Raw genomic sequence first — 16891 nt, 5'->3', positions numbered from 1 at the left:
TTTTATTGCGGATTGCCGTAGTTGGGCAGATCGGTTTCACCGTTGTCGCCGCTTTCATTCTTGCGATTCGCCATGTAGAGGCTGCGAACGAACGCGTACCGGTCGATGGCCGCCGCGGAAAGCAGGTCGGACGCCGCCATCAGGTCGGCGCGTTTGCTCACGACGCGAGTCGCATCCACCGACAACTGGGTGACCGTCGAGGCATACGAGAACGGATTGATCAGGCTTTCCACCGCGAAATCCGTGCTGTCACGCACGCTGCTGGGCCCGAGCAACGGCAGCATCAGATACGGACCCATCGGCACGCCATAGTGCGCGAGCGTGAGACCGAAGTCCTCGTGATGCTTCGGCAAGCCCGCCGGCGTCGCCCAGTCGATCAGACCGCCGAGACCGAAGGTGGAATTGAACGCGAGCCGCATGATGTCCTGAGTCGCGGCCGTGCCTTTGAGCTGGAGAATTTCATTGGCGACATTGCCGATATCGCCGAGATTGGAAAAGAAGTTGCGCACCGCCGTGCGGGCCGGCGAGGGCACCGTGTGCGTGTAGGCGGTCGCGACGGGCTTGACGACATAGTGATCGGCGTTCTCGTTGAACGAGAACACGACGCGGTTGACCCGCGCGAGCGGATCGCCGGCCTGCTGGTCGGAAACGCTCGCGCAGCCGCTCAGGCCGCCGAGCAGGAGTGCCGCGAGTAGCGGCATCGCTGTGGTTCGATACATCGTGAATTCCCCGTTTTGTGTGGTGTGCTCGTTGAGCGTGTGGCGTTTCTTGTTGATGTGCATTCACGACAGGATCGACGGCGTGCAAGGCGCCGCGCGCCGTCGTTATCGCATGATCTTCACGCAGCCGCGCGGGCAATCGGCGTCGCCTGCCGCGACCGGTGCGAAATATTGCCGGTCTTCCGCGGCCACGGAATGGGCGCCCTTGCCGGTGTGGATGTTGCCGAGCCAGCGCTTGCCTTTTGCGTCGATCAAGCCGAGGACCGGGCCGCCCGGATTCGCCACGGCGGCCAGCGCATAACGGCCGGATGCCGCGTCGTACCAGACTTCGTCCGAGCCGCCCACCTGGGCGAAGGTTGCGGTCACGTGGCCGGTGCGCGCGTCGAGCAATAGCGACTTCGCGGCGAATCCGGCGTCGACGGCGTCGTCGCTGCATCCGACCAGAAGCTGGTGATCGGGACCGGCGGCGAGACCCGCGGGCATGCACTGCGAGACATGCATCATGCGCGTGAGCGTGGCCGTGGCGGGGTCGATGACCGCAATGCCGCCGTCGTCCTTGTGACCGTCGAGCACGGGGACGGCGAGCAAGAGCGTTTGCGTTTGCGCGTCCCATACCGGCTGTTCGATACCATTCGTTGCTTGCGGCAGGGGCAATTTGCGCATCACCGCGTAGGGCGGCGTGGCGGCAATGAACGACACGAATGGTGGATCGTCGGCATTGTTCGCGGCAACGACAAGCTGGTCGCGCGCGTCGTAGGCCAGTTCGTCGACGCGGTGTTTGCCGCCCGTGGAGATCGTCGCGAGCGTGCGCCGGGAAGAGAGGTCGATGAGCTTGACGTCGCTCAGGCCGTCACCGGCCCATAGCCGATTGCCGACCACGACGATGCCGTTCGGACCGGCCGCGCCCGACTGTTGCGCGCCCGTGAAACCGGCCACTCTCCCCGCGAAACGATGCGTGCGCGTATCGATCAGATCCACGGCGGCATTCGAGCGATCGGCCAGCGCATAGAGGCCGTGGCTCGCATAACCGATGTCGAAGCTCTCGAGCGGCGCGCCCGGAATAACGACAGTGTCGACGGACCGGGCCGGTTTGCCGAAAGCGGCGATCGTCATGATCGACAAAGCCGTTGCCGCGAGACTGCGTGTGAGAGAGCGCATGAAGATCGACGTTGCAAAGAAGGGAGATTACGAAAGCGCGCAGGACGGGTCGCGCGCGGGTGACGATAGCAGCGCGAAGATTAAGGAACGCTGAGGAGCGGAGCGCTTGATTGCCTTTTTCTGCTTCGGGGGGCGTTTCCGATACCGGCTACCCGCGCGAATAACACACTCGTCATGCGCGCGTCAGGTCGCGGTCAACAGTGGACGGCAACAATGGATGCAGCCCGCTAACACGGATCGAGGGCGGGCTGAAGTTGCGTCAGCGTTGACGCAGCGGCCTTTTTTATCAAGGAGGAGATCATGAAAGCGCGGGTTTTGTCGATATTCATAACGAGCACACTGGTCGCGCCCATCGCGGCGTTTGCACAACCGAACCCAACCCCGACCCCGGCCGCGCAAGCGTCGAATGCGAACCACGGCGAACTCACTCGCGCCGAAGTCCGGGCCGATCTCGTGCGTGTCGAGCGCGCCGGTTTTCTCCCCGTTGCGAGCGACGTTCACTACCCCGACGACATTCAGCATGCGGAGGCCGTTGCCGCTCGAACCGCCGCCGCGCAAACGGTGCCGCGCGATAAGGGACGTTGATTCCGAATTCCGCAGGCTGACGCGCGCAGCCAGCGCCCAGCGCGGCGTTGGCTGCGCGCCATTTCATCAGCTCAGCTTGTTCGCTTGCTCCTTGGCGAGCAGACGTTGCGCCTGGCGGTCGCCGCCGCTCGCTTCCTTCGCGGTCTGCACCGAGGTTTCGGTGGCTTCGGCCAATGCGGCGCGTGCCGCGCTGCTGATCGTAACCGTGGTGGACGGTTGCGCGGTGGTCGTGGTGGACGTCGAAGGCGTTGTGGCCTTGCTATCCGTTCCGCTGGAGGAGGGCGTCGCGCTCGCCGACTGCGTGCCCGTATTTGCCGGTGCCGTGCTGGAAAGTTGACTGGAAATAGCCTGAATTGCCATGAATGATTCTCCCGAATAAATGCCGTAGAAGGCGTACGGTTTATCGGAGAAACTTTCCAAAACTAGAGAACTATTTATTTTGTAACGGCGAGCGTTCTTAAGCGAACGATCAGCATAGAAATAGCTACGTTTTTAAACGATACCAGGTCACATCAAGCGAGTGAATTCACACTGGAAATCCTGAATAGAAACGACTTTTATTCACGCCGAAGAGTGAGTTGCGCGGTGCCTCCGATCATGGAAATCCCGTAGATTTTACTGGCGTTCGTGAAAGCTTCGGGAAGGGTTGGCCTGGCTAGAATCGCCTCAAATCAAACGAGGCGGACGGCATGGCGCAGTCTGCCCCTATTCAAGGAGACAGTCGATGCCATTCACTTTGCGCGCGTTGCGCCCGATCGCCTTTGCTGCGAGCCTGTTGTGCTTCGCCGGTATTCAATGCGCACACGCCGCCGACGACGCCAGCGAAAAAATTACCATCATGGTCGGCGGCATCACCAAGCTGATTTATCTTCCGGCGCGACTCACCGAGGAACTCGGTTACTTCAAGGACGAAGGCCTGAATGTCGAGTTGCTCTCGCAACCCGCGGGCGTCGACGCGGAGAACGAACTGCTGGCAGGCGCTGTGCAGGGCGTGGTGGGTTTTTACGATCACACGATCGATCTCCAGACCAAAGGTAAGGATGTCAAAGCGATCGTCGTGTTCGGCCAGGTGCCCGGCGAAGTGGAGATGGTTTCCTCGAAGGCCGCGGACACGCTCAAGTCCATGGCCGACGTGAAGGGCAAGACGCTCGGCGTAACGGGGCTCGGCTCCTCCACGAGCTTTCTCACGCAGTATCTCGCGAGCCAGCATGGCATTCCCTCGACGGCTTACAGCATGTTGCCGGTCGGCGCGGATGCGAGTTTCGTCGCCGCCATCAAGCAAGGGCGTATCGACGCGGGCATGACGACCGAGCCCACGGTCTCCGCGTTGCAGAAAACGGGCGACGCAAAGGTGCTGGTCGACATGCGCACGGTGGACGGCACGCGCGCGGCGCTCGGTGGCACCTATCCGGCCGCGAGCCTCTATGTGCAAGATTCGTGGGTCGCCACGCATAAAGCCCAGGCCGCGAAACTCGCGCATGCCTTCGTGCGCACCATGCAGTTCATTCACACGCACAGCGCGGAGGAGATCGCGGCGAAGATGCCAGCGGACTATCAGAAGGACAAGGCGCTCTACGTGAGTGCGCTCAAGGCCTCGCTGCCGATGTACACCGCCGACGGCAAGATGCCCGCCGACGGTCCCGCAACCGTGCTCAAGGTGCTGGCGAGCTTCAATCCTTCGGTGAAAGGCAAGCACGTGGATTTGAGCCGCACGTATTCCAACGACTACGTCAGCGCGAAGTGATGTTGCAGGCGCGCGGCGCGCAGTCGTTCGCACCGCGCGCCGTGTCTTTCTCCGCAACGGCGCCCCGCAACTGCGCCCGATCAATCGTGAGATGTCTTTAGATGAAGCAAGCTCAAACCCGAACCGCGGTGCCCGCCATCGAGTTCCGCTCCGTGTCGTGCCGGTTCATTTCGCCCGACGGCAAGGCGACCGTCGCCCTGAGCGACTTCAGCATGGCTGTCGCCCAGGGGGAGTTCGTCGCCATTGTCGGGCCGACCGGCTGCGGCAAGTCCACGACGCTGAGCATGATTACCGGCCTGCTCAAACCCACTGCGGGCGAGGTTCATGTGATGGGCGCGCCGGTCAGCGGCATCGACCCGCGTATCGGCTTCGTGTTTCAGGCCGATGCCGTATTTCCGTGGCGCTCGGTGCTCGACAACGTCGCGGCGGGGCCGCTCTACCGGGGCCGCTCGAAAAGCGCGGCCTACGACGAGGCGAACGACTGGCTGCGGCGCGTGGGTCTCGAGAAGTTCGGCAAGCATTATCCGCATCAGCTTTCGGGCGGCATGCGCAAGCGCGTGGCACTGGCCCAGACCTTCATCAACAAGCCCGAAATCCTGCTGATGGACGAGCCCTTCTCGGCGCTTGACATGCAGACCCGCACGCTGATGCAGGACGAGTTGCTGCAACTGTGGGGCGGTACCGGATCGGTCGTGTTCGTCACGCACGATCTCGAGGAGGCGATCGCGCTCGCGGACCGCGTATTCGTGCTGACGGCGCGGCCGGCGACGCTCAAGAAGGTCTATGAGATCGACCTGCCGCGTCCTCGTATCACGTCCGAAATCCGCTACGAACCCCGCTTTATCGAAATCTCGCGCGATATCTGGCATGACCTGCGCGAGGAGGTGCAAATTGCCTGAAACGCTCGAATTCCGGAAACCGACCATGACGCCGCAAACTCCGCCCGCCAACCCCGCACTCGACGGCAAGTCGCTCGCGCAGGCCGAGCGCCATGCGCGAACCCGCATCCGGCAGCGCCACGCGCTGGTCATTTTCCTGCGCGTGCTCGTGCTCGTAGTCGTGCTCGGCGGCTGGGAAGTCGCGGGACGCGAGCAGTGGATCGATCCGTTCTTCTTCTCGATGCCGTCGCTCATCCTGCTGCAGATCGTCGACTGGTTGCAGAACGGCACCTCGCAGGGGCCGCTGCTCGTGCAGGTCTGGGTCACGCTCGAAGAAACGGTGCTGGGCTTCTTGATCGGCGCGGTGGGCGGCGTGGTGTGCGGCGTGCTGCTCGGCCGCAACAAACTGCTCTCCGACGTCTTCAGCCTCTACATCAAGATCGCGAATTCGATTCCGCGCGTGGTGTTGGGCTCGGTGTTCGTGATCGCGCTCGGCCTCGGCATGGCGTCGAAGGTGGCGCTCGCGGTCGTGATGGTGTTCTTCGTGGTGTTCGGCAATGCGTTCCAGGGCGTGCGCGAAGCGGACCGCTACATGATCGCGAACGCGCAGATCCTGGGCGCGTCGCGCCGCCAGGTGACGACTTCGGTCGTGATCCCCTCGGCGCTCTCGTGGATTCTCGCGAGCCTGCACGTGAGCTTCGGCTTCGCGCTGGTGGGCGCCGTGGTGGGCGAATTCCTCGGCTCGAAGCAGGGGATCGGCTTGCTGATTTCCACGGCCCAGGGCGCGTTCAACGCGAGCGGGGTGTTCGCGGCGATGATCGTGCTCGCCGTGGTCGCATTGTCCACCGACTACCTGCTCAGCGCCCTCGAAAAGCGGCTGCTCAAATGGCGGCCCGCCGCGTTCTGAGCGGCATCGCCGGATCGCCGGATCGTCGAGTCTTCGTGCGGCCGTCCTGCGTGAACCGCGGGACGGCCGCGCGTCTGAGAGAGCGTGACATGGTGCATAGCTTGCGTGCGCGTTTGCTGTTGTGGCTGCTGGGGCCGCTCGCGGTGTTCGTGGTCGTGACGAGCGGCGTGTCTTACGACGCGGCGCGCCGCACCGCCGACCTCGTGCAGGACCACGCGCTGCTCAATTCCGCGCGCACGATCATCGAAGACGTGGACTGGGACGGCGGCGCGCTCAGCGCCAACATTCCGCCGGCCGCGCTGGAGCTGTTCGAGTCGCCGTGGAAAGATCATGTCTTCTACAAGGTGGTCACGAGCCGCGGCCGGCTGCTGGGCGGCGTGCCGGACTTGCCGTCGCCCGCCGCGAACGACGCCGCCACGCCCGTGTTCTACGACAGCACCTATGGCGGCGAGCCCATACGCGCGGTGGCCTATGAGCGGCGGCTCTACGACTCGGGCCGCGCGGAGCGGGTAACCGTGATCGTCGGCAAGACCCGGGCATCGCGGGAGGCGATGATCGCGAGTTTGTGGCGGCCTCAACTCCTGCGCCAGTGGCTCATGCTGGCGCTCGTCGGGTTGCTCGTGCCGCTGGGGCTCACGCTCGAATTGCGGCCGCTCATGAAACTCAAGGAAGAGGTGGCCGACCGCGAGCCCGCGCAACTGGAGCCGATCTGCCCCGACCCGTTGCCGTCCGAATTGAGGCCCATCGTGGACGCGATCAATCAATGCATCGCGCGACTCAAGATCCACGCCGCGATGCAACGCCAGTTCATCGCGGACGCGGCACATCAACTGCGCACGCCGCTCGCGCTCCTCACGACGCAAACGCAGTTCGCGAGTCAATGCGACGCGCGCGATCCCGCGCTGCGCGATGCGCTGAACGGCGTGCACCGCACCAGCCGGAAACTGGCGGAACTCACGAGCCAATTACTGCTGCTCGCGCAAGCGGAGTCGATGGCGTCGTCGGCGCCGGTCACCACGCGCGTCGATCTCGCGGAACTGATCTCGTCGGTGCTCGAGGAGCGGGTGCAGGCGGCCGAGCAACGCGATATCGATCTGGGCGCGGAGTTGGACGAGCACGTCTACGTGGGCGGCAATGCGGGCCTGCTCGCTTCGCTGGTCGCGAACCTGATCGACAACGCCATTCGCTACACCCAGGCCGGCGGCTGCGTCACGGCCCGGTGCCGGCGCGATCGCGACGAGATCACGATCGAGGTGGCCGACAACGGTCCCGGCATTCCCGCCGAGGCGCGTATGCACGTGTTCGAGCGCTTCTATCGGGTCGCGACGGACCCCGAGGGATCGGGCCTCGGGCTCGCCATCGTGCATCAGGTCGCGCGCTCGCACGGCGGCAGCGTGAAGGTGGCGCCGGGCGCGGAGCAGGTGGGTCTGGTCGCGACGGTCCGCCTGCCCGCGTGGCGGCCATGATGCGCAGGACACGCACGAAGGAATCCTGATGAAATTGCTGCTGGTCGAAGACAATGCCGAACTGGCGCACTGGATCGTCAACCTGTTGCGTGTCGAGAATTTCATCGTGGATTGCGTGGCCGACGGCGAGTCGGCCGACACGGTGCTGCTGACGCAGCGCTACGATCTCGTGCTGCTCGACATGCGGCTGCCGCGCCTGAGCGGCAAGGACGTCCTCAACCGGTTGCGGCGCAGGCGCGACAACGTGCCCGTCATGATGCTGACCGCGCACGGTTCGATCGACGACAAGGTGGCCTGCTTCGGCGCGGGCGCCGACGACTACGTGGTGAAGCCGTTCGACAGCCGCGAGCTGGTCGCGCGCATCAAGGCGCTGATACGGCGGCAGTCGGGCGAAAAGTCGGGCTGCCTGACTTGCGGCGACCTGCAATACCTCTCCAATACGCGCGAGTTTCTGCACAAGGACGCACCGCTGACGTTGCGACGGCGCGAGCATTCGATCCTCGAAGCGCTCATCTTGCGGCAGGGCAAGGCCGTGCCCAAACATACGCTGCTCGAACGGATTCGCGGCTTGAGCGACGAAACCAGCGTAGATGCCATCGACATTTATATTCACCGGCTACGCAAGCATCTCGCCACGTCGAACGTGCAGATCACGACACTGCGCGGGCTCGGCTATATTCTGCGCGTCAAAGAAGTCCTGCCGGTTTGAGCCGCTTTCCGGCGCGTTCGATACTAGTGAATTTACTTAGGAGTACAAGGTGGTCATGAAAGAGTGGTGAAGGAATGCCTTCTTTAACATTCGTCTCACCCGCACAGGAGGTTGCCGCGCTCGGAGAGCAGGCAACGCGCGCGGGTCCATGAAAACTTCAACGCAGAATTCCAGGAGACGATCTTGAAGAGAACACATCTTTCACTCGCGGCCGCGGGCGCATTGCTGGCGACCGGCGCACACGCGCAGTCGAGCGTGCAGCTCTATGGCCTCATCGACCTGAGCGTGCCGTCGTACCAGTCGCATGCGGACGCGAAGGGCAATCACGTGGTGGGAATGGGCGTGGGCGGCGAGCCGTGGTTCAGCGGCAGCCGTTGGGGCTTGAAGGGCGCGGAAGACATTGGCGGCGGCACCAAGGTGATCTTCCGGCTCGAAAGCGAGTACCGCGTGAGCGACGGTCAGATGGAAGACAACGGACAGATCTTCGACCGTGACGCGTGGGTGGGTATCGAGGACCAGACCTACGGCAAGATCACTGCGGGCTTCCAGAACACCATCGCCCGCGATGCCTCGGCCATTTACGGCGATCCGTACGGCAGCGCGAAGTTGACCACCGAGGAGGGCGGCTGGACCAACACGAACAACTTCAAGCAGATGATTTTCTATGCGGCGAGCGCAACGGGTACCCGTTACGACAACAGCGTCGCGTGGAAGAAGGTGTTCAGCAACGGCATTTTTGCGGCGGCGGGCTACGCGTTCGGCAATTCCACGAGCTTCGGCAACAACGCGAACTACCAGGTGGCGCTGGGCTACAACGGCCCGTCATGGACCGCTTCGACGTTCTATAACCACGTGAACCGCGACGGCAATACCAACCAGGCGTTTTCGGTGGGCGGTAATTACCGCTTCGGGATTCTGCGTGCCAATGCGGGTTATTTCCGTTACTGGGGCAACCAGGGCTCGCTGGGGCAGCGCCAGGATAACGCGTGGACGGTATCGCTCAAGCTCGCGCCGAAGGGCGCGCTCGACTACGAACTCGGCTATCAGCAAATGCGCACGCACAACGCGGCTTACACCATCGACGGCGACATTCCGAATGCCAATATCGGCGTGTACGATCCGGCCAGCGGGCTGCATGACGGCTTCAAGGAAACGCTCTATGGCTCGATCTTCTACCACCTTTCGAAGCGCACCGAACTCTACCTCGCGGGCGACTACATGCGCCTGCATGGCGGCTACACGGTCAGCACCACCTACGGCGCGAGCAATCAGCTCGAGCTGACCACGGGTATCCGCACGCGCTTCTAAACGCCGCGACCGGGATGCGCCCCTCGGGCGGGGACGCATCCGGTCACGGTGGTTTCGATTCGTCTCAACTCGCGTCGACGCAGGCCACGCTCGGCGCGGTTTCGGCGGAAGGCCAGGGCGAGGCCGGCCCGGTCAGCAGACGCAAGCGCTGGGTCGCGAGCACGTCCGCTTCGTTCTGCTCGCGGCGCGTCAATACGGCCGCGTGGCCGGGCGGCGGCGCCTCGTTGACGCCGCACCGCAACGTCTTTCCGCCCGACAACTGGATGGACGTGTCATAACCCGCGTCGGGCGGCGCGGCGAACACGGCGGGACTGGCCAGCGTAGCGGCGCACGCCAGCGCATGGAACAAGGGCTTGATGCGTTTCATCGCGTTCTCCGGTAACGCGAGTCATCTTCGGCGCATCGGTCGCCCGGCGATAGCGCAAATCGTGCAAATGACTCTTGCTGCGGATTGAACGATCGCGGCGTCAGGTGTCCTTAGCGATGGCCCGCGGTCCAGTCGATAGTCGCGTCGAACAGGCGCAAGCCAGCGTCCGAGAGGTTCGGGAAGCTGTCGTTGTCCATGAAGAACATCGTGCGGCGGGCGGGCGCGAGCGCCTCGTAGTCCATGGTCGCGCCGCGTTCGTAGACGAAGATCGCGGCCTGTTCCGGCTGGCCGTAGACGGTCGCGATGATCGAGGCGCCGAGTCCGGGCTTGCCCCAACTCATCGGCGCCTGTCTGGCGAAGACGTTGGCGACACCCGCGGCGAGTCCCGCGCCGGCCGGATGCGGCGCGTTCACGAGCCACAGGTAGCGCTCCTTGCCGGTTTCGCCGAAGTCGACGTCATGGCGTTTGCCGCTCATCGCGAGATCGTCGAGCAGATCGTTTTCCCACGTGAGCAGCGGCACGGGCAGTTCGCGCCAGCCGGCCGGCACGTCCTTCGCCGAAACCGTGGACGAGATCACGACGAGCCGGGCGTCGCGCGCATCGGCGGGATCGAAGTTCTGATGCACGAGCCGCACGGTGTAGCCGCGCGTTTGCAGGCGCGCGGCGATCAGCCGGTCCGCGGCCATGTGCGGGCCGTCCATTTGCACCACCATGACGACCGTGCCGCGCGCGGGGTTTTCAGCGGCACCGCTGGCCCCGGATGAGGCGCCGACGGCGGCGAGCAGCGCCATGCCGCCGAGCAGTTTGCGACGGCGAGGCTTCAATGGCAGAGACGGAGTCAGTTTCGCGCGAGTGAGATTTCGGTCGGTCATGAGATTCTGTGAGAGCGAAGGTGAATGCGCATGCGTGTTGCAGCGCTCCGGCGTTCCGGCGCGACCAGGGCGCGCCGCTCAAAATTCGAGCGTGCCCTGCAACGAGACCTGGCGCGCGTCGCCCACGGCCACGAAGTACCGGTTCGCGCTCGACGGGTAGTAAGTCTTGTTGAACAGATTCTTCACGTTCAGCTGAAACGACACGGGACGTTTGCCCCATTTCGTGTCGTAGGTCGCGAACGCATCGCACACGGTGTACGCGGGCAGCGTGAAGCTGTTTGCCGAATCGCCGGGGCGGCGCCCCACGTAATGCGCGCCCGCGCCCACGCGCAACTGGTCGCCGCCGAACAGCGCGCCGAAGTCGTACACCGCCGCCAGCGAGGCCGTGTTCTGCGCGACATTCCAGAGCTGGTTGCCCGCGTACAGCGGGTCTTCGGTGGTTTTCGCGTCGATATAGGCGTAGCTCGCGATCACGCTCCAGTGCTCGCCGATCTGGCCCGACACGTCCAGCTCGACGCCGCGCGAGCGCGCCTTGCCCGAGGTGCGCCAGTCGGTTTGTTTGGTCGTGTCGTTGTACTGCGAGACGAGCACGTTCGACTTGTCGATGTTGAAGAGCGCGAGCGTGCCGGTGAGGCCCGCGGGCATCGCGATCTTCGCGCCCAGTTCCCACGAGGTGGCCTCTTCGGGCAGCACCGACGAGTCGACCACCACGCCCGTGGAAAGCGGCGCGATCGTCGAAGTGGGTTTGAGCGACTTGGTGTAGCTGCCGTAGAGCGACACGGTGTCGGTCCATTTGTAGACGACGCCCGCGCGCGGCAGCCACTTCGTGCCGTTTAGATTGGTGTTCGCCACGAAAGGGCGGCCTTTGCCTGCTACCTGGTTGTACGAAAGAAAACGCATGCCGCCCACGAGTATCCACTTCTCGCCGAGATGCAGGCTGTCCTGCACGAACGCCGAGGTGTCGTGCAGCGTGTCGGTCTGATCGCTGTCGCTCGCCGAGACCGTGCTCGACGGGCTTTCCAGCCCATAGACGGGATTGAGATAGTTGAACGTGTATTGCGTGGTCTGGCGCAGCAGGTCGGCGCGATAGATGCGGCGGTATTCGTCGTCCGCGCCGATCTGCACGTCGTTGCGCAGGCCCGCGATGTCGAAGTGACCGTCCACATAGGCGATCGCATAGCTGTCGGTGCTGAGCGCGCCGTGGGTCGCGTCGTTGCTGCGCGACACCGCGCCCGTCGTGCTGTTGATGCCTTGCACGCGCAACTGGTTGGCGTCGTAGGTCTCGCGGTTGTAGCTATAGCCGAGGTGCGCCTTCCAGTCGGCATTGAACGCGTGATCGGCCTGCAACTGGATCAGATGCGACTCGCCGCTCATCTGGTTGAACGGTTCGTCGAGCCGTTCGCGCGCGGGAATCGCCAGCGGTTCGTTGGTCTTTGGGTCGAGCGCCGTGCCGCGATCGAACGGATACAGGAACTTGCGGTACTGGTACGAGAGCACGATCTGCGTGTCGCGGCCATACCAGGCGAGCGAGGGCGCGACGAGCGTTTCGCGGTGCTCGCCGAAATTGCGCCAGTACTGCTCGCTGGTCTGGTCGATCACGAGCCGGTACGCGAGCCCGGAATCGCCGACGGGGCCGGAGAGGTCGACCGACGCGTCGCCGCCGTTGCGGCCGTGGCCGTAGGTCGAGCCGCCCAGCGAGATCGCGTGATACGGCGTGAGCAGCGGCTGCTTGCTGACGACGTTGACCACGCCGCCCGGGTCCATGATGCCGTAGAGCAGCGAGGTCGGGCCTTTGAGCACTTCGACGCTATCCACGGCGTCGTTGAGCGCGCGTCCTTGCACGAGCGGCATGCCGTTTTCCATGATCGAGCCGTCGCGGTTGCCGCCGAAGCCGCGCTTGAGGAGCGTGTCCTGGGTGCCCGCGAGCGTGTTGCCCTGCACGATGCCGCTCACGTTCGCGAGCGCGTCGTCGAGGTTGCGCGGGCGCTGGTCCTTGAGCACCTGCGCGGGCACCACGTCGATGGCCTGCGGCGTGTCGATCACGCGCGCGTCGGAGCGCGTGATGTTGGCCTCGGAGGGCGCGCGGTAGCTGCCCGCCTTGATCGCCCGCGAATTGACCTTGACGGCGGGCAACACGGTGGCGTCAGCGGGCGAGGCGTTTCCCGTGTCTTCGCCGAGCGTGTAGCTGCCGTTGGTCTGCACGCGCGCGCTCACGCCCGTGTTGCGCAACAGCCGTGCAAGGCCTTCGTCGGCGGTGTAGTCGCCGTGCAAGCCCGCGCTCGCGCGGTTCGCGGCGAGCGCGCCCGCGAACGAGATCGTCACGCCGGCCTTCAGCCCGAACTGGTTCAGCGCGCCTTCGAGCGGACCGGCCGGAATGTCGTAGTGTTCGCGCGCGACGGTGGCGCCCGCGGGCGCCGGGTCGGTGCTTGCCGCGCTGGCCGCCTGCGCGACCGGTGTCGCGGCGGCCGCGAACAGCGCGAGTGCCGCGGCCCCGATCCAGTGACGCCGACGCTGCGGCGCGGGCTCGTGGGCGCACGGCGGTCGATGGCGAGGTCGGTGGAGGCGCGCGGGCGCGGCGCTGACGAATGGATGCATGGTTCGGAAACTCGGCAAAGGTGATGAACGAGAGGTCTCATCTGCCTTGTCACGCGAGACGCCGAAACAGCTCACCTTTTCGATAATTTTTTTGCGCGCGGCGGTGTCAGCCTGGCGCGGGCCGCACCGTGACCCAGTAGCGCGTGACGAACTCGACACGCAGCGGCAGCGCACGCGTGAGCGTATCGAGCACGAGATCGGTATCGGCAAGACGATAGGTGCCGGAGAGCCGCAGCGCGGCCACACGCGGGTCGCAGCGCAGCACGCCGGGCCGGTAGCGGCCCAGTTCCGCGATGAAATCGGCGAGCCGCTCGTTGCTGGCCACGAGCATGCCGCGCGTCCACGCCGCCGCGGCTTCGGGGAGCGGCGCCACGGCAAGGATCGCGCTCGCGTCGAACTGCGCGCTTTGGCCCGCGTGCAGCGTATGCGCCTGGCCCGGCGCCTCGCGCGGCGTGATGCGCACCGCGCCTTCGAACACGCCGAGCCGCGTGGCGCCGCCGGTCTCGCGAACCGAAAAACGCGTGCCGAGCGGCACGGCCGTGCCTTGCGCGGTCGCGACCACGAAGGGGCGCGGGGCGTTGCCGTCGCGGTGGCCGGTCGCGACCATGATCTCGCCGCGCCGCAGGACGAGGCGGCGCTCGGTGTCCGTGTAGCGAATATCCACGGCCGAGTCCGTGTTGAGCGTGAGCGTGGTGCCGTCCGCGAGCGTGACCGCGCGCTGCTCGCCCGTGGCGGTGTGCAGGTCGGCGGTCCAGCCCGGCCATGCGGCACGGTCGCGCAAGGTCCACGTCGCGCCGCCCGCGAACAGCAGCACGGCAAGCGCCTTGACCGCCGCACGGCGCTGGTTGGCGGGCCGGGCCTCGGCGCGCACGAGGGCGGCGCGCGCGGCCGTGGCGTTGCCGCGCGCGCCCAGCGCCTGGAAGCCTTGCGAGACCGCTTCGATGTGCCGCCACGCGCGTTCGTGGTCCGCATGCGCGGCGCGCCATGCGGCCAGCGCCTCGCGCTGCGCGGGCGTGAAGCCGCCGTTGCTCAGGTCGAGCCACCATTGCACGGCGCGTTGCGCGACGTCGGGGGGCACCCTGGGCGGCGGCACGATGCGTTCGTTCACAGCGCGAAGAAGCACTGCGCGGCCGCTTTCGCGAGGTGACGCTTCACCGTGGCCAGCGAGATGCCGAGCGCGTCGCCAATCTCGGCATGCGTGGCGCCGTCGAGCTGCGCCATCAGGAACGCGCGCTTGACGACGACCGGCAGACCGTCGAGCAGGCGGTCGATCTCGTACAGCGCCTCGAGCATCAGCGCCTGTTCCTCGGGCGACGGCGCGAGCGGCTCGGGCGTCTGCGCGAGCGCTTCGAGGTAAGCCCGCTCGACCTGCTCGCGCCGCCAGTGGTTGTAGAGCACGCGTTGCGCGACCGTGGTGAGCAACGCGCGGGGCTCGCGCGCCTCCACCGGTTCCTCGCGATCCAGCAGGCGCGCAAAGGTGTCGTGCGCGAGATCGCTCGCGCGATGCGTGCAGCCGAGCTTGCGCCGCAGCCAGCCATGCAGCCAGCCGTGATGGGCGCGGTAAAGCGCCTCGATTTCCAGATGAACGGGAGAAGGAAGGGCGGTCATGCGTCTGTTCACGCGGGTGCCACGCGCCGAGGGACGAGATGGCCGGGAAGCTTACACGCAGATTCCAGTCAAGTAAATGAGAATTGTTTGCGTTGATGCGTGGCGGATATTGCCCCGATTTCAGTGCGATCGCGGCGGCAACGGCCGCGATCGCGCCGCGAAACTCACGTGGCCGGAAATTTCGGCGCGTGGGTGGCGCCGGTATCGTTAATGGCGGGCTTGTCGGGCTGAACACTCAGCAGTTGCATGGTCTGCGTGGCGATGTCGACGAAGGCGGGCCCGGCCACGGCGCCGCCGAAGTGCGAGCCCTTGCGCGGATTGTCGACGGACACGGCGATGATCACGCGCGGATGCGCCGCCGGAATGATGCCGACGAACGACGCGCGATAGTGGCTGCGGTCGTAGCCGTGCGGCGTCCAGCGGTAGGCGGTGCCGGTCTTGCCCGCGACCGTGAAGCCGTTCACCACGGCGTCGGGCGCGGTGCCGTCGGGGCTGACCACGCGCTCCATCATCATGCGCACTTCGCGCGCGGTGCGGGCGGAATAGAGGCGGCGGCCGGCGGGCGGCGCGCTCAGCCGATGCAACGTGGCGGGTACCATCACGCCGTCGTTGGCGAACGCCGTGTAGGCCTGCGCGAGTTGCAGCAACGAGGCGGAAAGACCGTAGCCGTAGCCCATCGTCGCCTGTTCGATGCGGCGCCAGTGCTTCCACGGGCGTACGTTGCCGCGCGCTTCGCCGGGCAGGCCCGCGCGCGGCGCCTGGCCGAGACCGAGGCGGTGGAAGTTCTGCCACATGTCTTGCGCGGGCATCATCAGCGCGATCTTGGTCGTGCCCACGTTGCTCGATTTTTCGATCACGCCGGCCACCGTGAGCGTGCCGAAATCGGCGTCGTCGTGAATCGTGGCGCCGTCCAGGCGAATGCGGCCGTGCCCCGTGGTCACGATCGAGTCGGGCGTCACGCGCCCTTGCTGCAAGGCCAGCGCGATGGTGAGCGGCTTCATCACCGAGCCCGGTTCGAACACGTCGGTGACGGCGCGGTTGCGCATGGCGAGGCCGCTCGTGCGCGCGCGGGTGTTCGGGTCGAAGCTCGGCCAGTTCGCCATGGCCAGCACCTCGCCCGTATGCGCGTCGAGCACGATGGCGGAACCCGAACGCGCGTCGAAACGCTGCACCGCGTTCTGCAACGCGCGATACGCGGCGAACTGCACGGGCGAATCGAGTGAGAGGCCGATGTCCGTGCCGTCGCGCGGCGCGGCCTGCGCGAGCGTGGCGATGACGTTGCCGCGCGCGTCGTGCAGCGCGCGGCGCCAGCCGTCCACGCCGGAGAGCCGGGCGTTGGCCGCGCGTTCGATGCCTTCCTGGCCGCGCCCGTCGATACCCGTGAAGCCCACCACGTTGGACGCCACCGCCGCTTCGGGATAGAAGCGCCGATACCCCTTGCTCGCGTAGACGCCGGGCAGGTCGAGCCGCATGGCGCGTTCGGCGAGATCGGGATCGACCTGGCGGCTCAGATACACGAAGCGCCGGTGCGAGGCATAGGCACGCGTGACGAGATCGGGGTCGATTTGCAGCACGTGAGCGAGCGCGTCGATCTGCGAGGGCGAAGCGGGCGAGCCGGGCGCCTGGGCGTCGAGCCACAGCGTGCGGGTGGGCAGGTTGAGCGCGAGCGGGCGGCCGTCGCGGTCGGTGATGCGGCCGCGCGAGGCGGACAGGTCGATGTCGCTGACCTGGCGGATTTCGCCCTGGTGCTGGTAGAAGTCGTCTTCGACGCACTGCACCCACGCCGCGCGCGCGATCAGCGCGAGGAAGGCGCCGGCGAACAAAAAGCCCGCGAAACGGGAGCGTCCGCGCTGAAAGCCGTGGCGGCTCAGGTCGTGACGGCTGAAACTCAGATACTTGCGTGCTTTCGACATCCGGCTGGATTCGTCTCCCTGCTAGCGTGGGGAACCGCGTGGGCCAAGCGGGCCCGTGCGGC

General features: G+C 65.8%; 17 protein-coding genes. 9 read left to right on the top strand and 8 right to left on the bottom strand.

Annotation, left to right across the window (positions count from 1 at the left end):
• Positions 1-2 precede the first annotated feature (2 nt).
• On the bottom strand, positions 3-719 hold the full coding sequence (locus FAZ98_RS28370) for an MlaA family lipoprotein (protein WP_233272872.1): 717 nt from the start codon (positions 717-719) through the stop codon (positions 3-5).
• Between the two features lie 105 nt (positions 720-824).
• Positions 825-1832: a YncE family protein gene (locus tag FAZ98_RS28365; RefSeq protein ID WP_233272871.1), complete on the bottom strand. Its 1008-nt coding sequence runs from the start codon at positions 1830-1832 to the stop codon at positions 825-827.
• Between FAZ98_RS28365 and FAZ98_RS28360 the strand changes: the two genes are divergently transcribed.
• From FAZ98_RS28360 to FAZ98_RS28320, 9 genes are all read left to right on the top strand, one after another.
• The gene (locus FAZ98_RS28360) at positions 1831-1971 is read left to right on the top strand and encodes a hypothetical protein (RefSeq protein WP_158956313.1); all 141 of its coding nucleotides are present in this window, start codon (positions 1831-1833) and stop codon (positions 1969-1971) included. The genes FAZ98_RS28365 and FAZ98_RS28360 overlap by 2 nt on opposite strands.
• Positions 1972-2177: 206 nt before the next feature.
• Positions 2178-2462: a DUF4148 domain-containing protein gene (locus FAZ98_RS28355; RefSeq protein ID WP_158956311.1), complete on the top strand. Its 285-nt coding sequence runs from the start codon at positions 2178-2180 to the stop codon at positions 2460-2462.
• A gap of 160 nt (positions 2463-2622) precedes the next feature.
• A complete protein-coding gene (locus tag FAZ98_RS28350) occupies positions 2623-2799 on the top strand; it encodes a hypothetical protein (RefSeq protein ID WP_158956309.1) in 177 nt (58 codons plus the stop codon).
• Positions 2800-3186: 387 nt separating this feature from the next.
• Entirely contained in the window at positions 3187-4206 is a 1020-nt protein-coding gene (locus tag FAZ98_RS28345) for an ABC transporter substrate-binding protein (RefSeq protein ID WP_158956307.1), read from the top strand.
• Between the two features lie 101 nt (positions 4207-4307).
• Entirely contained in the window at positions 4308-5105 is a 798-nt protein-coding gene (locus FAZ98_RS28340; RefSeq protein WP_158956305.1) for an ABC transporter ATP-binding protein, read from the top strand.
• A 25-nt stretch (positions 5106-5130) separates the two neighbouring features.
• Complete coding sequence (locus tag FAZ98_RS28335; RefSeq protein ID WP_158956303.1) at positions 5131-5991, top strand: ABC transporter permease; 861 nt, start codon at positions 5131-5133, stop codon at positions 5989-5991.
• An 89-nt stretch (positions 5992-6080) separates the two neighbouring features.
• Complete coding sequence (locus tag FAZ98_RS28330; RefSeq protein WP_158956301.1) at positions 6081-7457, top strand: sensor histidine kinase; 1377 nt, start codon at positions 6081-6083, stop codon at positions 7455-7457.
• Between the two features lie 28 nt (positions 7458-7485).
• Positions 7486-8166: a response regulator gene (locus FAZ98_RS28325; RefSeq protein ID WP_158956299.1), complete on the top strand. Its 681-nt coding sequence runs from the start codon at positions 7486-7488 to the stop codon at positions 8164-8166.
• A 180-nt stretch (positions 8167-8346) separates the two neighbouring features.
• On the top strand, positions 8347-9474 hold the full coding sequence (locus tag FAZ98_RS28320) for a porin (protein ID WP_407672143.1): 1128 nt from the start codon (positions 8347-8349) through the stop codon (positions 9472-9474).
• Between the two features lie 64 nt (positions 9475-9538).
• Here the strand turns inward: FAZ98_RS28320 and FAZ98_RS28315 are convergent, their stop codons facing one another.
• The 6 genes from FAZ98_RS28315 to FAZ98_RS28290 all read right to left on the bottom strand — a co-directional run bounded on the left by FAZ98_RS28315 (position 9539) and on the right by FAZ98_RS28290 (position 16829).
• Positions 9539-9841 carry a hypothetical protein gene (locus tag FAZ98_RS28315; protein ID WP_158956295.1) on the bottom strand — a complete coding sequence of 101 codons (303 nt, stop codon included), beginning with the start codon at positions 9839-9841 and terminating at the stop codon, positions 9539-9541.
• Between the two features lie 110 nt (positions 9842-9951).
• A complete protein-coding gene (locus FAZ98_RS28310) occupies positions 9952-10713 on the bottom strand; it encodes a hypothetical protein (RefSeq protein ID WP_158956293.1) in 762 nt (253 codons plus the stop codon).
• A 78-nt stretch (positions 10714-10791) separates the two neighbouring features.
• Entirely contained in the window at positions 10792-13308 is a 2517-nt protein-coding gene (locus FAZ98_RS28305; RefSeq protein ID WP_158956291.1) for a TonB-dependent siderophore receptor, read from the bottom strand.
• A 106-nt stretch (positions 13309-13414) separates the two neighbouring features.
• On the bottom strand, positions 13415-14401 hold the full coding sequence (locus tag FAZ98_RS28300; RefSeq protein WP_233272870.1) for a FecR domain-containing protein: 987 nt from the start codon (positions 14399-14401) through the stop codon (positions 13415-13417).
• An 11-nt stretch (positions 14402-14412) separates the two neighbouring features.
• Positions 14413-14916 (bottom strand): sigma-70 family RNA polymerase sigma factor, encoded by a 504-nt coding sequence (locus FAZ98_RS28295; RefSeq protein ID WP_158956289.1) that lies wholly within the window; start codon positions 14914-14916, stop codon positions 14413-14415.
• A 164-nt stretch (positions 14917-15080) separates the two neighbouring features.
• Positions 15081-16829 (bottom strand): peptidoglycan D,D-transpeptidase FtsI family protein, encoded by a 1749-nt coding sequence (locus FAZ98_RS28290; protein WP_158956287.1) that lies wholly within the window; start codon positions 16827-16829, stop codon positions 15081-15083.
• Between the last annotated feature and the right edge of the window lie 62 nt (positions 16830-16891).

It is taken from the genome of Paraburkholderia acidisoli, assembly GCF_009789675.1.
Classification (GTDB): domain Bacteria; phylum Pseudomonadota; class Gammaproteobacteria; order Burkholderiales; family Burkholderiaceae; genus Paraburkholderia; species Paraburkholderia acidisoli.
The sequence above is the reverse complement of the archived record's forward strand: the minus strand, read 5'-3'. Positions and strand labels throughout refer to the sequence as shown.